General features: G+C 40.9%; 11 protein-coding genes. 5 read left to right on the forward strand and 6 right to left on the reverse strand.

The window, feature by feature from the left end; genetic code table 11:
• Window positions 1-54: 54 nt before the first annotated feature.
• Window positions 55-1,155, reverse strand: coding sequence for a DUF2027 domain-containing protein (locus BWI44_RS13645; RefSeq protein WP_195208483.1), 1,101 nt, complete (start codon window positions 1,153-1,155; stop codon window positions 55-57).
• Window positions 1,156-1,303: 148 nt separating this feature from the next.
• On the opposite strand from BWI44_RS13645, the gene BWI44_RS13650 reads away from it, so the two are divergent.
• Together BWI44_RS13650 and BWI44_RS13655 are read left to right on the forward strand one after the other, a co-directional pair.
• On the forward strand, window positions 1,304-2,533 hold the full coding sequence (locus BWI44_RS13650) for an S-adenosylmethionine:tRNA ribosyltransferase-isomerase (RefSeq protein WP_195208442.1): 1,230 nt from the start codon (window positions 1,304-1,306) through the stop codon (window positions 2,531-2,533).
• A 4-nt stretch (window positions 2,534-2,537) separates the two neighbouring features.
• Window positions 2,538-3,044 (forward strand): NUDIX hydrolase, encoded by a 507-nt coding sequence (locus tag BWI44_RS13655; protein ID WP_115503522.1) that lies wholly within the window; start codon window positions 2,538-2,540, stop codon window positions 3,042-3,044.
• Between the two features lie 412 nt (window positions 3,045-3,456).
• Here BWI44_RS13655 and glmM read toward each other — a convergent pair whose 3' ends face one another.
• The 5 genes from glmM to BWI44_RS13680 form a co-directional block, all read right to left on the reverse strand.
• Window positions 3,457-4,845 carry a phosphoglucosamine mutase gene (gene glmM, locus BWI44_RS13660; RefSeq protein WP_044533367.1) on the reverse strand — a complete coding sequence of 463 codons (1,389 nt, stop codon included), beginning with the start codon at window positions 4,843-4,845 and terminating at the stop codon, window positions 3,457-3,459.
• Between the two features lie 39 nt (window positions 4,846-4,884).
• Window positions 4,885-5,490 (reverse strand): BamK family beta-barrel-assembly machinery protein, encoded by a 606-nt coding sequence (bamK, locus tag BWI44_RS13665; protein WP_195208443.1) that lies wholly within the window; start codon window positions 5,488-5,490, stop codon window positions 4,885-4,887.
• 103 nt (window positions 5,491-5,593) lie between these two features.
• Window positions 5,594-6,631 carry a DHH family phosphoesterase gene (locus BWI44_RS13670; RefSeq protein WP_007659841.1) on the reverse strand — a complete coding sequence of 346 codons (1,038 nt, stop codon included), beginning with the start codon at window positions 6,629-6,631 and terminating at the stop codon, window positions 5,594-5,596.
• 146 nt (window positions 6,632-6,777) lie between these two features.
• Window positions 6,778-7,956 (reverse strand): heparin lyase I family protein, encoded by a 1,179-nt coding sequence (locus BWI44_RS13675; RefSeq protein WP_195208444.1) that lies wholly within the window; start codon window positions 7,954-7,956, stop codon window positions 6,778-6,780.
• 53 nt (window positions 7,957-8,009) lie between these two features.
• Window positions 8,010-9,971 carry a sulfatase family protein gene (locus tag BWI44_RS13680; RefSeq protein WP_195208445.1) on the reverse strand — a complete coding sequence of 654 codons (1,962 nt, stop codon included), beginning with the start codon at window positions 9,969-9,971 and terminating at the stop codon, window positions 8,010-8,012.
• A 247-nt stretch (window positions 9,972-10,218) separates the two neighbouring features.
• Here BWI44_RS13680 and BWI44_RS13685 point away from each other — a divergent pair, with 247 nt between their 5' ends.
• From BWI44_RS13685 to BWI44_RS13695, 3 genes are read left to right on the forward strand one after another with little or no spacing between them, the layout of a single operon-like run.
• Complete coding sequence (locus BWI44_RS13685; RefSeq protein WP_118216532.1) at window positions 10,219-12,117, forward strand: ulvan lysase-like protein; 1,899 nt, start codon at window positions 10,219-10,221, stop codon at window positions 12,115-12,117.
• Window positions 12,118-12,158: 41 nt separating this feature from the next.
• Window positions 12,159-16,196, forward strand: coding sequence for a two-component regulator propeller domain-containing protein (locus BWI44_RS13690; protein WP_044154569.1), 4,038 nt, complete (start codon window positions 12,159-12,161; stop codon window positions 16,194-16,196).
• Window positions 16,193-17,329 (forward strand): aldose epimerase family protein, encoded by a 1,137-nt coding sequence (locus BWI44_RS13695; RefSeq protein ID WP_007659831.1) that lies wholly within the window; start codon window positions 16,193-16,195, stop codon window positions 17,327-17,329. The genes BWI44_RS13690 and BWI44_RS13695 overlap by 4 nt, the downstream gene beginning before the upstream one ends.
• Window positions 17,330-17,368 lie beyond the last annotated feature (39 nt).

Consider the following 17,368-nt stretch of genomic DNA (forward strand, 5'->3'; position numbering starts at 1 on the left):
TGCCTTTCGGAATGAAAGCCAGCCACTTGTAGCTCGTAGCTTGTAGCTTTGTAACTATTTTATCGTCACCATCGTCGCTCCGAAACCATATTCCTGGAAAGAAGCATCCTGATGCCGGAAATTCGGATATTTACGTTTCAGTTCTTCCAGTAATGCTTTGCGCAACACACCATCACCCTTACCGTGAATAAAAACAATGCGCTGTTCACGTTTATTCTTATATTGCTCCAGAACTTCTCGGAATTTGTCCAACTGGTAATTCAATATTTCACTGTTACTCATTCCTTTAGTATCGTCCAGCAATTCTCCGATATGTAAATCAATCTCGATGATACCATTTTGTCCACCGCGCTTCACAATTGGCTGAGACTTTGGTTTATCTTCAGTTTTCTTTTGCAGCAAAGCAGATTGTAATTCTTCAGCTGATACATACACTTGTTTGGTGGGAACATCATCTTTCACTATATCATAAATCAAGGCAGGTGTCTCAAAGAATTCTGATTCCTGGAATGTGTGTAATTTATAGAACTTCACCGTATCTATGCGAAGTTCTACACTGACTGCCGGCTTCAAAGCAAAAGAACGATCCTCTTTAAAAGCAATGAACTGTACTGCAACATGTTCACGATCATTCAGTTCCACCTTCTCAAATTCTTCCAGCAGCAACTTCGTATTCGGCTCCACTATTCCATTGGAACGGACATTCCATGCTTTTCCTTCTGCACAGAGGTAAGTGTAATATAGATAGTAATTGCTATCATTCACCAGATAAGATTCGAAAGGAGTAGTACTGACAGCCTTAATATCTTCCGGTACAAAAGCCAGAAAAACATTCAGAATATCTCCACCACGCATTTCCGGCTGACGGTAAACAGAAACCTGCGGTTTGGACAAACGCTGCACTTCACTATTTTCCTGAACCGGGTGAGAAATAGAAGAACGTACCTGCTTCTCCTCCGCTTTCTTCGGAGCTGCCTTCGGCACCGGCCGGGTCATATTATAATCATCCGTATCAATTACTACGCACTCACGCATGGGCATCGGAATATCAAAGCCATCGGCATCTTCCACCAATACAATATCTTTCCCCCTGAATCCTTTCACGATTCCTCCGCCGATTTCATTGAGGAAACGTACTTTATCACCAATTTTCATCATATCATTTACAATTTAGCTATTTACAATTTATGATTGGAGTTGCTTAAACAAACAATCGTTCTACAAAGATACGGTAACTCAATAAAAAAAGATAGAAAAAAGACGATAAATATCCGTACCTTTGCAGCCCGTAAAGAAGTTTATCATGAAAGAAGATCCAAAACATATCCGTATCAGCGAATTCAATTATCCATTACCGGATGAGCGCATTGCCAAATTTCCTCTGCCGATGCGCGATCAGTCCAAACTCCTAGTCTACCGTCACGGCGAAGTTTCCGAAGATCGCTTCACTTCACTTCCATCCTACCTGCCGGCCGGAAGTCTGATGATATTCAATAATACGAAAGTGATACAGGCACGACTGCACTTCCGCAAAGATACCGGTGCTCTGATTGAAGTATTTTGCCTGGAACCCATTGAGCCAAACGACTATGTTCTCAATTTCCAGCAAACCGAACACGCTGCCTGGCTCTGCATGATCGGTAATCTGAAGAAATGGAAAGAAGGCACGCTAAAACGGGAAATGACCGTAAAAGGGCAACCGATAACTCTGACTGCCACTCGTGGTGAATGTCATGGCACCAGCCATTGGGTTGATTTCCGTTGGGATAATCCGGAGATTACTTTTGCTGATATTCTTGAAGTATTCGGAGAACTCCCCATTCCGCCATACCTGAACCGGGATACTCAGGAAAGTGACAAGGAAACCTATCAGACTGTTTATTCTAAAATAAAAGGCTCCGTAGCTGCTCCTACTGCCGGACTACACTTTACCCCCCGTATACTGGATACTCTGAAAGAAAAAGGTATTGATCTCGAAGAACTGACATTGCACGTAGGTGCAGGTACTTTCAAACCCGTTAAAAGTGAAGAGATTGAAGGGCACGAAATGCATACGGAATATATTTCCGTGTCACGCGGAACCATTGAAAAGCTGATAGCACACGATGGAAAAGCAATTGCAGTAGGTACTACTTCGGTAAGAACACTGGAAAGCCTTTACCATATCGGCGTTACTCTACTGAAAAATCCGGATGCCACAGAAGAAGAACTTCACGTCCGCCAATGGCAACCTTATGAAACAGCTGAAGAAGCTGCAAATATCACATCTGTAAAAGCCCTGCAAGCTATACTCGACTATCTGAACCATCACAAGATGGAAACCCTGCACACCAGCACGCAGATCATTATCGCACCGGGATACGACTACAAGATTGTAAGCGCCATGGTCACCAATTTCCATCAACCGCAAAGTACATTGCTATTGCTTGTCTCGGCTTTTGTAAAAGGTAACTGGCGAAAGATATATGACTTCGCATTAGGCCATGACTTCCGTTTTCTGAGTTATGGAGATTCTTCATTATTAATACCGTAAAATTATGAACAGCGATAATAACCAAGAAATGTTTCCTATCGTCGACGAACAGGGAAATATCACAGGTGCCGCTACACGTGGCGAATGCCATAATGGTAGCAAACTCTTGCACCCGGTCATTCACCTTCACGTTTTTAATTCCAAAGGCGAGCTGTATATGCAGAAACGTCCCGAATGGAAAGATATCCAGCCGGGAAAGTGGGATACTTCCGTAGGAGGACATGTAGACCTGGGTGAAAGTGTAGAAATGGCTCTAAAGCGCGAAGTACGCGAAGAACTGGGTATTACTGACTTTACTCCTGAAACCGTCACTCATTATGTCTTTGAATCCGCACGTGAGAAGGAACTCGTCTTTGTACACAAAACCGTATACGACGGTGAGATCACTCCCAGTGACGAACTGGACGGCGGACGATTCTGGGCCATAGAAGAAATTAAAGAGAACCTGGGGAAAGGCATATTCACCCCTAACTTTGAAGGAGAGATTGAAAAAGTACTTTCACTAAAATAAAAGTACCGAAACACTTGACATCGCTTTCTTGATGTTGTATATTTGTATTGTGTTTTTAAATCTACTTCAATTTTAAATTAGCATAAACGGAGAAGCATTGTTTCTCCGTTTTTTTATTTGCCTGCCCATCATTCCGCCCCCAATGCCACAGGTCAACTCCCCTAATACCACAGGTCAGCAACCTCGACGCCACACTTCAACAAGTAAAATGGCTGGCATTTACCCCAGAGACATGTGGCATTTCAGTTACTCACCCCAGCGAAACAGATGATCCATCTGAGGCAGACAGACCGTCTGTCCAAGGCAAACAAACCATGCGTTTGAAGTAAACAGACCGTCTGTTTCGAAAACAGAAATGGGAAGCCGAGGCCTCCCATTTACTAAATATTTATAAATCTGCTCTTGACAACTTTTACTTTGCCAGATCTTCAATCACCTTCATTATCTTCTGACCAATTTCTTCTGCCGCTTCTGCTGTAGACGCTTCACTATACACGCGGATAATCGGCTCGGTGTTACTTTTACGCAAGTGTACCCACTTATCGGCAAAGTCTATTTTCACACCATCGATGTCATTGATTTCTTCATCCTTATAAAGTTCTTTCACCTTAGCCAGAATAGCATCCACATCTGTTTCAGGAGTCAGATCTACGCGATTCTTTGCCATGAAATAAGCAGGATAAGTTGCACGAAGCTCGCTCACCTTCTTGCCCTCATGTGCCAGATGGCTCAGGAACAAGGCAATACCAACCAGCGCATCACGTCCGTAGTGACTTTCCGGATAAATAACTCCACCATTGCCTTCACCACCGATCACGGCACCCACTTCTTTCATTTTAGTAGTAACGTTTACTTCGCCTACGGCAGAAGCAAAATATTCCTTGCCATACTTACGGGTTACATCACGCAAAGCACGTGTAGAACTCAGGTTAGAAACTGTATTACCCGGAGTATGTTTCAACACATAATCGGCTACGCTCACCAGCGTATATTCTTCGCCATACATTTTTCCATCTTCGCAAATCATTGCCAAGCGGTCTACGTCAGGGTCAACTACGAAAGCTACATCAGCCTTGCCACCTTTCATCAGATTCATAATGTCCCCCAGATTCTTTTCAAGCGGTTCGGGATTATGTTGGAAATCACCGGTCGGTTCACAGTAAAGCTTCTCTACATGTTGTACACCCAGTTGTTCCAGTAACTCAGGCAGAATAATACCACCCACAGAGTTCACACAATCAATAGCCACGCAGAAGTTCGCCTTTCTGATAGCTTCTACATCCACCAGACTAAGCGCCAACACACTGTCTATATGTTTTTGATTGTAAGTCAGATCCTTGCGATATGATCCCAGATGATCTACATCAGCAAAGTCAAATTCTTCAGCCTCGGCAATGCGAAGTACTTCGTTACCTTCGGCAGCATTCAGAAATTCGCCGCGTTCATTCAGCAATTTCAGGGCATTCCATTGTTTCGGATTGTGCGAAGCAGTCAGGATAATACCACCACTGGCGCCTTCCATAGTTACGGCCAATTCGGTGGTCGGTGTAGAAGCCAGATCGATGTCCACTACATCCCATCCCATGCCCATCAGGGTACCTACTACTACATTCTTTACCATTTCACCCGAAATACGGGCGTCGCGTCCTACTACAATTTTGTTGCTTTTTACCGTGCACGTTTTGCGAATAAGTGTGGCATACGCTGATGTGAATTTCACAATGTCAAGCGGATTCAAGCCCACACCCGCTCCTCCGCCAATAGTTCCGCGGATTCCAGAGATAGATTTGATTAGAGTCATTAGGTTAATGATTTAAAGATTGTTGGTTATATACTATAATTACCTATAGATTTGGTATTTACGGATATCATAGTAATAAGGGTATACGGACTGCATAGCTGTATTGTGTCCCATCTTTGAAGGAACGATCAGTCTGACGTGTGCCATGTCGCGTACATAAGCCAGTGGTACTAACCAACCGGCAGGAACAGCAGTCGTTTGGTAATAAGAAAGCATCAATCCTTGCGTAAACTGACCGGCAATGGAAGAACTCGTTACCCGATAATTAAATTCATCTACAACTTCCGCAAATCCTAAGTTAGACATTGTCGTATCTCCTTGAATAAGGCCATATTCCATGAAACGTACCAATATTTGGTCGTTCGCTTTTACTGTATCGGCAGGATTTTTAGAGCCTTTATCACGTATTTGCATATATACGCCGCTGGCAAGTTGCACATATTCATTCTTAAGCGTATCCGTAGTCGAGTCGTTTCTGTAAAACTCCGTTTGGGATATAACCTTAATATTATTGTCTTTTATAAATGCTTTGATGGCATCTTTTTCCTCCTCCAGCATTTCTGCATAAGTCTTGGTGTTATCGCAAGCCTGAAAAGCCAGACCACATACCAGCAAAGACAAAAAGAATAATGTAAGTTTCTTCATTATCTGTTATTTAGTAATTCCGTACAAAAGTATTCGATTTCGTTGAAAGTTGAAAGCTCTACGAGGAAAGTTCGTATCTTTTAACCTTTGTGCCCCTCTTTTTTTATCCTTTCGCATTCAATAAAGGCTTAAATTTCTCTAAAGCACGTTCCAGGACTTTCTTTGCTTCCTCCAGCGTACCATAAAATTCACCACCGGAAGCATTCAGATGTCCGCCTCCATTGAAGAATTCAGCAGCTAATTGATTGCAAGGAAATGTACCCACAGAACGCAATGAAACCTTAATCATCGGCTTTTCCGTGTCTTCACGCAGGAAGCAAGAAAAAACCACGTCTTTTATACTCAAAGGAATATTTACAAATCCCTCGCTGTCTCCCCGGATATAATTGAAACGTCCCTGCTCATTTTTTGTCAACGAGATCAAGGCAGAATGATAATCGGGATAAACCTGCATATTTGAAAGCACATATCCCATCAGTCGCAAGCGACTTTCAGAGTAAGTATTATAAACTTTCCGGTAAATATCATCCTTATCGATACCCTTGGAAAGTAATTCACTGATGATAAAATAAATCTCCCGATTATTGGAGTTATAAGTAAATCCACCTGTATCGGTCATCATACCGGTATAGATGCACTCTGCTCCTTCTTTGGTTATTTCATTAAAATACCCCATGCGGCATATCAAGCGGAATACAAGCTCCGAAGTAGAAGAAATATTAGGATGTGAGATTGTGATATCACAAAAATCTTCGGGATACAGATGATGGTCTACCAAAATCTTCTTCCCTTTTGCTGCCTTTATTGCATCCGCCATTGCATCAATACGACTCAAAGCATTGAAATCCAAACAACAGATTATTTCAGCCTCAGCGATCAGTTTATCGGCAAATTCTTTGTAGCGGTCATAGAGTAATACATCTTTGCTACCCGGCATCCATCGCAGAAAGTCGGGAAAAGCATTCGGCACAATGACATTCGCAACTTTATCTTGTGAATTCAGAAAATGCCATAACCCCAATGAAGAGCCTATAGCATCGCCATCCGGCGCTACATGGGCTACAATTACAATTCTTTCTGCATGCCCCATCCATCTAGCAAAACGATCTATTTTGGCCTGCTCTATTACTTTTGTCAACATTTGATTATTTACAGTTAAACGATTTACAACTGAATGATCGGAATGACTTCCAACCTCTATAATTTGAACGGGCAAAAGTACGAAAAAGTTTGGGAGTTGGCAGAAAGTAGCAAAGGTTTTATTTAGTCTTCGTATTCTACTATCATTCAGAGCCCCCTATTTCTCTGAGTTTTTTCACATTCTTCATAACCAGCCAAATTATAAGCAACTGGAATAGTACTATTTCCAACACGGTATATACCAAATTTAAAGTAATATCCTTCTTCGTCATTGCGTCCGATTAGAATCTCTTCGTTATTCACAATATGTTTCTTTCGTTCTTTACCTTCTTGCTGGTAAGACATAGTCACATCCAAAAGCCCAGGTCTAAGAATAGTTTCTTGTTCCTTTCCATATAGAGTCCAGTCTATATTCACTCGGAAAGTTACCCAACACTCTTTCGGGAAAGAGCCGAACGGCATCTTATAAGCTATTGTGGAAGCCTTATAAGTGGAAGTCACGGGACGCATAATCTCTGCCTTGTCCGGATTTGCATTGCAACGGTCGGTTTTGTCCGTCAACCATTTACGGTCCGAATTAGCCTTAATGTAGAAATAACCTTGTGAAAAGCCGAAAGCAAGAGGAGGATATCCGCCTTGTTCAATCAGCCAACCATTAGGATTTCCGGCTTTGTAGACAGTATCTCCTTTAGCATTGATTCTGGCTATTTTATCATGGGCTATATTCTTCTTGAAAATCATCTTTTTTTCCAGTTCAAGAAACTCTTCAACACTAAGTTTCATCACTTTACCGTTAGGATCGGAAACGAGTGTACGGCTCGGCATACCATGCCATTGTGCAAAAATAGTGGATACATCTTTGTCCAAAGCCCGCGGAATATAAACGGAAAATGTATAGCCCATGGATGAACCTTGCGGGCAACTTCCTTTACCGTAATGATATACAGTCTTCATCTTTTGTGCATTGGAGTATTCATTGGCCGGATAATTACGAAAGTCATTGGCCACAGCATAGCAATAGCAAAGTTCAGCACGACCTTTGGTTTCTCCTTTGGCGTAGCCTTCCAAAGTATTGTCTTCCTGTTTCAATTCGAAACGGTAAGAAGGCTTGTTCCCGAAAGGCCGGGAGTAATCCAATTGAATGGTATGGGGTTTATTGGTACCGACGGCTACCCAACGGTTATCAATGACCTGATTTATACGGGCCGAATCGGCCTGTACGTTTACACGTTCTTTTAGGGGTATTAAGTTTTCTGACTGTGCACGGACCGGACTTACAGCAATTAAAGGGAGTAGACAAAGGGGAATTAATACGTGTGTTTTCATTCTCTATTGATATTTAGTTAATTGGCTTGATGATATTATGCATAAATTCACTTTTAGTTTGGCAAAGGTATCATGGGCCTGCGACCATAATTCAGCTTCAAACCCTTCTTATACGCTTCAGAGCCATGCAAATCTTTAATATCCATTTCACCCAGATTTACAAGGATACCGCGCGCCATAAGCCCTGCATCTTCGTTTTCAAGACGCGGCAAGGTTTCAGCGGCTTTTTTCAATTCGGTCAGAAACGGCCAGATATAGTCACGCATTTCGGGATCTAAAGATAGACATTCCAAAGAAGAATACCCTATTTTTCTATCTTTTTCTTGAACCGGAGTAACAAGGCGTGCAATACCTTCTTGAGCTTTGTCCATATAAGCAACAGCATAAGCTGCTTCGGAAGCTATATAAGGATTATCATCTTGCAAAAGTTTCAGCAAAGTTTGTGGAGCAGTCTTGATTTGTTTTTCTCTAGCGAGTTTTGCATACCCCACCACTCCCCAAAATCTTATCTCAGACAAGGGACTGGAAAGTGCTTCCTCCAGCATAGGGAGGGAAGTTACAGTTGCCGTTCCCGCAGTTTCCACAAGTGTATAAAGTTCGTCCAAAGGATATTTCTCCTTGCGCACTTTTTCATAAAGTATGTGTCCAGTGCGTGAATCTGGAAGGAAAAATCCCAAGTCGCCAGTAGTACGGATATGCTCGGATAGTGCTTGACGCATTTTGAACAAGGTTTCCACATATTCGGGAGATGTGGATAAGTCATGCAATTCATCCGGATCTTTTTCAAGATCGAACAACATTTCCGCTGGATGAGCCTCGAAAGTCTGTTTCCAATCCGGATTGGTATTGTGTCCCCCCAACACCAGTTTGTCCCATGCTTTATTGGAAGGCATTCCCCATTGGTAATAATTGCGCAAAGCAAACTGACGATAAGGAATATAACTGCGAATGTACTTGAAGTGTCCATCGGTAACAGCACGTACCGGCATAAAGTGATGTAATTGGTTAGCTGCCAATGCAAACTGCATTGTTCGCTTTTCTCTGCTTGCGAATTTACCGTACAGGGCTCTTCCTTGCATATGTTTGGGAGGTTTTATATCTGAAAGACTAAGTACGGTAGGGCCTAAATCCGTAAAGTTGACTAAACTGTATTCCTTGCCTGTGGCATTGTTGGCCAAATGCTGCCATTTGGGCGGGAAGTACACAATCAGAGGTACTCTCAACCCACTTTCATACAAATATCCCTTTCCGCGTGGAATGCAACCACCATGATCACTGAAAAAGAATATAATCGTATTTTCATCCAGTCCTTTCTCTTTCAGATCTTTCATGAAAAATCCTAGCCAGGTATCCACGTCCTGCACCGCTTCGAGATGACCAGCATAATCGGAACGCACTTCTGGAAGATCGGGAACGTAAGAGGGTAATGAAAGCAATGCCGGGTAAATACCCTCTTGAGTATAATCTCTCCGCCCGTCAGTATGAAAAGTGCGGATACGTCCCATATGCGAAGTTACAGTATTGAATACAGCAAAAAAAGGCTGGTCTTTCCGGCGCTTAGGACTGTTGTAAGAGGCTTTGTTATTACACTCGTCCCAGCAACTTTTGTTGTCAGTGGTAGAATTGTAATGTGTTTTGCTATTGTTTGTGCAATAATAGCCAGCTTCGCGCAACCGTTGTGGAAAGAATATATCAGCAGGTGTATCGTAAGGAACAGGATGAATATCCATTCCGTAAGTGCTTGAATAGCATCCAGTAATGAGCGATGAACGGGCTGCCGAACTTTGAGGAGCAACAGACCAGGCATTCATAAATTGTATACCACGAGCAGCAAGACTGTCTGCATTGGGAGTATGTACTTCCTTATTACCGTAACAACCGAACTCATAAGCACTGGTATCTTCAAAAGTGAGCCAAAGAATATTGGGTCTTTCACCTTTTTTGTCTGCTGCTTCTGTCTGCATGGAGTACAATCCACAAAAAGTGGTATACATTAATAAGGGTAAGTGTTTCATATACTACTAAAGTTTAAGGAATATTTATTTTCTGCTGCTAAAGTAGGGCGTTCGAACTTGACAGACGTATTTTTATGTTTAAAAGTCTGCTAATATTGTTTCAGAAAACAACTTTTCAACAATATTAATACCAATTCAACAATATTATGGGCACCCATAAACATCTATATACAAATATTAGAGAAAAAAGCAATAGTTATTAGCCATAAAGCTGTATTTTTGAGTTTTAAAATCTAATATGAAGAAAATGAAAAACTTGTTTATTATTATGATGTTGTTATATGCATCATTCTTATCAGGACAAATACGGAATATAAATGAAAATCCATTTGATGATGCTTTGCGTAGTGAAGCAGACAAATTATTGACGGAATGGATGGATACCTTTTTGACATATCAATGTAATAATCCGAACCCTGCGCTTAACGGTGGTATTCTGTGCCCTGCATGTGCCCGTATGCATGGACGTATAGGTGATGCCGTACTTCCTCTAATGTATCTGGCAGAAAAAACCGGAAATAATAAATACTTGCACGGTGCCAAACGCCTGATGGCCTGGATGGAGAACGTGCATCGTCCAGACGGTTCTTGGATGAACGATGTACATGTTTCGGATTGGAACGGTACGACAGTCTTTGCTTCCATAGCTCTTTATGAGGCTTTACATTATCATGGTCATTTATTGGATGACTCAACCCGCAATCACTGGAAACAACAATTACTGCAAGCTGGTGAATTCATGATAAATAATCCATTTATTTATAGCCGTAAACGCGAAGGTATGCGAAATATGAATATAAACTATTCTGCGTCGGCAACCTACGCCTTGTATGCTATTGGCGAATTATGTAACCGTCCCGACTTTAAGAAAGAAGCCCAAGAAATAGCAGCCGATCTAAAAAGTTACTTTACGAAAAATGAATGTTTTCTATACGGCGAAGGACCGAATATTAACTCCGCAACCAGAAACGGCTGTTTCCCGACTGACTTACTTTACAATGTGGAAGAATCCTTGCCGAACATGGCATATTATGCTGCGATGGCCAATGATAAGGAACTGTTATCACTCGTAGAGTGCTCCATGAATACCCATTTGGAATTTATGCTACCCGATGGGGCCTGGGACAATAGTTGGGGAACAAGGAACTTTAAATGGACCTATTGGGGAGGACGTACCAGCGACGGTTTTATGGGAGGTTACTATAAATTAGCAGCCCGTCATCCGGAATATTTAGAGGCTATTCAACGGAATATCCAACTATTGAAAAAAGCCACTCATAACGGGCTTCTTTATGGTGGCATGCATTACTTTGCTTCCGGCATTCCCCCTTGTATCCATCACACCTTCGGGCATGCCAAAGCATTGGCATCCTTTCTCGAATTGCCTCCCGTGAAAACTGCCGCTTCCGGAAAACTGCCGCGAGATATTACTTACGGCACAAAGTATTTTAAAGATATCCATACATGGCTTCTATCCTACGGTTCGTGGCGTTCTACGTTCACCGGATATGATGCAGAATATAAGGTAAAAGGAACACATCCTATGGGAGGTGCTCTCTCGTTGTTGTGGCATGCGCAAGCTGGACCCGTTTTTGCCGCAACTATGAATCAATATAAACTGATTGAGGCTCCCAATATGCAGAGCAATACCCGCAAGTATCTGACAGGCGGTACTCCTCGAATCGAATTAATACAAAATGGAGTTGCATATAGCAATCTAGATGATTTAAATACAAGCATTACCTGCCATGAAAGAGAGGAAGCTTGCACATTTACCGTACATACCCATCTGGTTGATATCAACCAACAAGCTCCGCTGCAGGGAGAAGTAGCTATGACAATGAATTATACATATTCAGAACAAGGGGTCAGCATACATCTGGAGCATTGTAATGAACCGATCCGACTTATGTTACCCGTCATTGCCTCACCTGAGGAAAATATTGAATTCTCTTCCCATGAAGTATACATAAGAAAAAATAAAGGAGTAGTATGTATCACTTGTGAATCGGGAGATATGGAGATTGCTTTTACGGACGATGATCAAAGAATTTTTAATCCGGTTCCGGGATTCTCTTTTATACCTTTACAGGTACTACCAGATAAAATGGATAAGAAAATCCATATCAATATCAGTTTTCGCTAGTATTTTATTCGTTTGCTCTGTAACAGACTATAATTATGACTATGAAAATACAATATTTTTTGTTAGCGCTTATAGGAAGCTTATTACCTTATATATTGAACGCCAGCATTATCGAGAATATCCATTTCACCCATATCGGTTTAGTAGATGGATTATCACATAGTACAATTTTTGCAATTAATCAGGATAAAGGCGGAAACTTATGGTTTGCAACATATGATGGTGTAAATAAGTACGATGGCTACAATTTTACAGTTTATCGCCATCAATATATGAATCCTAACAGCATTGCCAGTGATATATCCCGTTGCATTGCCGTTGATGATTCCGACAGGATATGGGTGGGAACCCGTGAGGGTTTGTCGCTTTACAACCGTTACAAGGATGCTTTCTCCAATTATTATTATAAGAAAAGAGGTATGAATGTAGCCGTCACCAGCATAGCTCCAATAAAAGAAGACTGGCTGATGCTGGGCACTGCGGAAGGAGTTCTGCTCTTTGACGCCAAAAGAGGATGCTTTCTAAATGACACTTTGCCCGCTACCCTGCATATGTTAAGACCTACAGTTCTGGTACGTCAGGGAGACCTTATCTATATTGGTGCCGAAAATGGAGTTTATACCTATACCTTGTCAAACGGCATTTTGGATAAATTAGTAGATATGCCTAATTATGTACGAGTACATGCCATCTTATGCCAGATGTTCAACCAAGTATGGATGGCAACTGAGGGAGATGGTTTGTACATGTATGATACTAAATCGAAAGTTCTGAAGAACTATCGTTATGAAGATGGAAAATCCGGTCTGAATTCAAACTATGTACGTTCTCTGGCACTGGATACTGAAAATCGCCTATGGGTGGGAACCTATAGCGGATTGAACATTTATAAAGAAGGAACGGACAGTTTTTCTTCACTTAAAAGCTCGGAGATACAGGAAGGCAGCCTATCTCAGAACTCAGTCCGGAGTATTTTTAAAGATTCGCAAGGCGGTATGTGGTTGGGTACTTATTGGGGCGGACTGAATTACTACCATCCTTTATGCAATCGTTTTCAGTGTATCAAGCATATTCCCTTCTTAAATTCGCTCAGTGATAACGTTGTCAGTTGTATCGTAGAAGATAATGAACATAATTTATGGATTGGAACGAGCGATGGTGGTCTGAATTTCTATGATAACAAATCACAAATATATAAAAGCTATTTGTTCAATTCAGGCACACTCGATGTCCCTTTTAAGGATATCAAAACTGTATATGTAGACGAACTGCACGATAAAGTATATGTAGGAGCCCATGCAGGAGGAATGATGGTGCTGGATAGAAAGTCCGGAAATGTAGAGTACTATAATCGCCAGAACAGCAATATACCAAGTAATAATATTTACTCCATTATCTCTGACGAGAACGGAGGTCTTTGGGTCGTTTCACTGGAATATCTACTGCATTTTGATATAAAGACTCGCCGTTTTAGGATTATTGATAAAAATAAAGACAGACATGAAGTACAGCAATACAATCGCCTGCTGTTTCGTGACTCCAAAAAGCGTTTATGGATAGGAGGTGAAATGGGTATCTCGGTATTTAATCAGATTGGTAACTCCTTACAAAGTAATACGGATTTTCACATATCACCTATACTGAAACAGGCGTTTGCAAATTGTTTTTATGAATCTACTTCAGGCTATGTGTGGGTCGGCACACGTAACGGACTTTTCGCTTTAAAAGAAGGAGATGAAAAGTTGTTGCAATATACAACAGCAGATGGCCTGCCAAGTAATGTTATCTATGGAATTCTGGAAGATGCCTATGGACGCTTATGGATAAGCACCAATCAAGGTTTGAGTTGTATGAACCCGGAAAACGGAAAATTCCGTAATTTTACAATCATGGATGGATTACAAGGGAATCAATTTAATGCAGGTTCTTATTGCCGAAAAGAGAATGGTTACATGCTGTTTGGTGGTGTCAGTGGCATTACGTCATTCCGTCCAGAGACATTGATAGATAACCCTTATGCTCCTAAGCCAGTCATAAATAAACTGTTTGTTTTCAACAAGGAGGTATTGCCGGACGATGAGACCGGCATTTTAAATGAAAGCATTGAATATACGGACCATATAATTCTATCATCTTCCCAGAATTCATTTGCGATCTCCTTTGTCGTATCCAATTATATTGCCGGAAAACATAATACTTTCGCCTACAAATTAGAGGGATATAATGATGAGTGGTATAAACAAAATGACATCAGTCCTGTTTCATATTCCAACCTGCCAGCGGGTAATTATACTTTCCATATAAAAGCAGCGAATAATGACGGCAAGTGGAATGAAGAACCTGCCACACTTCATATCCGTATATTGCCAGTCTGGTATTGCACCTGGTGGGCACTTACTCTATTTGCGCTGTCTTTCATTTTGCTAGTAGCAGGCATTGTCCGTTTTTTCTGGTTACGTAAAAGTATGCAGGCTGAAATCCAGATGGAAAGATTGGACAAAGAGAAGCAGGAAGAAATCAGCCAAATGAAAATCCGCTTTTATGTCAACATCTCACATGAATTGCGCACTCCGCTCACATTAATCGTTGCCCCCTTACAAGAACTTATCAATCACATCAATGGACATTGGGAACAGGCACAACTACAATATATCCAGCGAAATACCAACCGACTGCTCCATCTGGTTAATCAACTGATGGACTACAGGCGGGCGGAATTAGGTATTTTTGAACTCAGGCCTACATACTCCAACGCCTATAAAAGGGTACTGAACTGTTTTATCAATTATGAAAGCCTTGCAAAAAGGAAGGATATAGACTATAATTTCTATACGGAACTACAAGATGAGAAAATGTTGTTTGATGAAAATTATCTAGATCTGATAGTCAATAATCTGCTCTCAAATGCTTTCAAATATACCGAAGTAGGTGAAAGTATAACAGTAAAACTTTGTAAAGAGGACAATAACCTAATATTGCAGGTGGTTGATACCGGTATTGGTATTCCGAAAGAAAAGCAAAAAAAGATTTTCGAGCGTTTCTATCAAGTGGAAAACGGATGCGAAGGCAGCGGCATTGGTCTTTCGTTGGTCCAAAGATTGGTTGAGTTACATCACGGGCGGATTGTCTTACAAAGCGAAGTAGGTAAAGGTTCTACATTTTCCATTTATCTTCCCCAAGATGAATCGGTTTATAAACAGGAAGAATTACAAGGTGGAAAAGGAGATACAGAGGAGCAGCGTGTATATTCTACCAATGCACACGATATCTACATCGGCGACGAAGAAAAAGAAAACGAAGAAGATATCATAGATGCAGAAAAGAGTAAGCGCGGAACCATTCTGATAGTAGAGGATAACAAAGAATTAAGACAATACCTAGTAAATGGGTTGTCTCCCTTATTCTGCCTGCTGGAAGCAGAAAATGGGAAAAAGGCATTAAACATATTGAAAGAACAGGAGGTTGACATTATTATCACAGACGTAATGATGCCTGTCATGGATGGCGTTAAATTGTGTAAACAGGTCAAACAGAATTTACGTACTTGCCATATACCGGTTTATATGTTATCGGCAAAAGTAGACGTGAAATACCAATTGGAAGGTTTACATGTAGGTGCTGATGATTATATCGCTAAACCATTTTCCATAGAAATATTGAAAGCCAAAATACTGAATATGCTGCGTACACGTTACCGCATTTTTGAACATTATTCCAATATGACGGAAGTGGAACCTGAAAAGCTTACAAACAACACTATGGATGAGGAGCTACTACGGAAAGCCATTGCCATCGTTGAGAAGAATATGGATAATGTAGAATTCTCAACAGAACAGTTTGCACGTGAAATGAACATGAGCCGTTCCAACCTCCATCTAAAACTGAAAGCGATAACTGGAAAGTCTGCTATTGATTTTATTCATAAAATACGATTCAACCGGGCATGCCAGTTGCTGAAGGAAGGGAAATATACCGTTGCTGAAATCAGCTTCATGGTAGGTTACAATACGCCTTCTTATTTTGCAGCGCGCTTTAAGAAGTATATAGGTTGCCTACCGACCGAATATGGAAAGAAATGATATTTATAGCTATGAAAGTGCATATTACCATACTTTGGATAACAATCTTATTATTATCTGTATCATGCATGCAGACAGATTTATGTCAATTATCAATATCCAAGGAGAATAGTATTTCGAATGGAGATAAGACTATAGAATTTTTCAAATTGATAAATGAAAATGGGATGTCTGTCAAAGTAACGAATTATGCGGCTTCTTTGACCGATGTGTCTGTCCCTGATAAGCAGGGCAACTTTGAACATGTTGTTTTAGGCTTTGATAGTCTAAAAAATTATCTAGGAAAGCATCCCAAATTCGGCGCTACAATCGGAAGATTTGCCAATAGAATTAGAAATGCCGAATTCAGTCTGAATGGACAGACATATCATTTGGAAAAAAATAATAAAGGTCATTCTATTCATGGGGGAACACATGGATTCAATCGTCAGATATTTGATACAGATACATTCTATACAGTAAAAGATACGGCAATTGTAATATTCAAATATAGAAGTACTCACCAAGAAGGAGGTTTTCCTGGAAATCTGGATATTTCGATAGCTTATAAACTGACTAATCATAATGAAATTATCTTAGAATATACAGCTGTGACCGACAAACCAACAGTGGTAAATTTCACAAATCACAGCTACTTCAATCTGACCGGATGCAAAGCTCCTGTATTGAGCCATATATATATGATTCGGGCAGATTCCATAACTTTGGTAGATTCCATAGGTATCCCTACCGGTGAACTAATGTCCGTAACCGGAACCGAATATGATTATACTTCTGCTCTATCGGCAGAAATGCGGATAAAGAAAATGGGCAAAGGATATGATATCAATTATAAACTGAATAAATCCTCCGACTCTCCGGAATTGGCGGCAATCGTGGTAGAACCTATATCCGGTAGAGTTTTAAAAGCATACACCACAGAACCGGGTATGCAGTTTTATATTCCCAGCTCAAACATGGACTATCTTACCGGACATGGCGGAAGAATATATGGGGAATATTATGGTTTTTGCCTTGAGATGCAACATTTTCCAAATTCTCCCAATATTCCTCAATTTCCGACTACAAGTTTGTTTCCGGGAAATACTTACCGGCAAACCACAGTCTATAAATTTGAAACATTATCAGAATAATATATCCAACCTCAAAAACTTACTGATCATTAAAATAAA

The sequence above is a fragment of the Bacteroides sp. Phil13 genome, assembly GCF_001940965.1.
In the GTDB taxonomy this organism is placed as follows: domain Bacteria; phylum Bacteroidota; class Bacteroidia; order Bacteroidales; family Bacteroidaceae; genus Bacteroides; species Bacteroides intestinalis.

What these genes read in the sequence shown, in the direction of transcription:
- bamK (WP_195208443.1), bottom strand. Translation starts at nt 5,490, where the DNA reads ATGAAGAAACTTACATTATTCTTTTTGTCTTTGCTGGTATGTGGTCTG.
- glmM (WP_044533367.1), bottom strand. Translation starts at nt 4,845, where the DNA reads ATGACTCTAATCAAATCTATCTCTGGAATCCGCGGAACTATTGGCGGA.
- BWI44_RS13685 (WP_118216532.1), top strand. Translation starts at nt 10,219, where the DNA reads ATGAAAAACTTGTTTATTATTATGATGTTGTTATATGCATCATTCTTA.
- BWI44_RS13655 (WP_115503522.1), top strand. Translation starts at nt 2,538, where the DNA reads ATGAACAGCGATAATAACCAAGAAATGTTTCCTATCGTCGACGAACAG.
- BWI44_RS13680 (WP_195208445.1), bottom strand. Translation starts at nt 9,971, where the DNA reads ATGAAACACTTACCCTTATTAATGTATACCACTTTTTGTGGATTGTAC.
- BWI44_RS13645 (WP_195208483.1), bottom strand. Translation starts at nt 1,155, where the DNA reads ATGAAAATTGGTGATAAAGTACGTTTCCTCAATGAAATCGGCGGAGGA.
- BWI44_RS13675 (WP_195208444.1), bottom strand. Translation starts at nt 7,956, where the DNA reads ATGAAAACACACGTATTAATTCCCCTTTGTCTACTCCCTTTAATTGCT.
- BWI44_RS13670 (WP_007659841.1), bottom strand. Translation starts at nt 6,631, where the DNA reads ATGTTGACAAAAGTAATAGAGCAGGCCAAAATAGATCGTTTTGCTAGA.
- BWI44_RS13650 (WP_195208442.1), top strand. Translation starts at nt 1,304, where the DNA reads ATGAAAGAAGATCCAAAACATATCCGTATCAGCGAATTCAATTATCCA.
- BWI44_RS13695 (WP_007659831.1), top strand. Translation starts at nt 16,193, where the DNA reads ATGATATTTATAGCTATGAAAGTGCATATTACCATACTTTGGATAACA.
- BWI44_RS13690 (WP_044154569.1), top strand. Translation starts at nt 12,159, where the DNA reads ATGAAAATACAATATTTTTTGTTAGCGCTTATAGGAAGCTTATTACCT.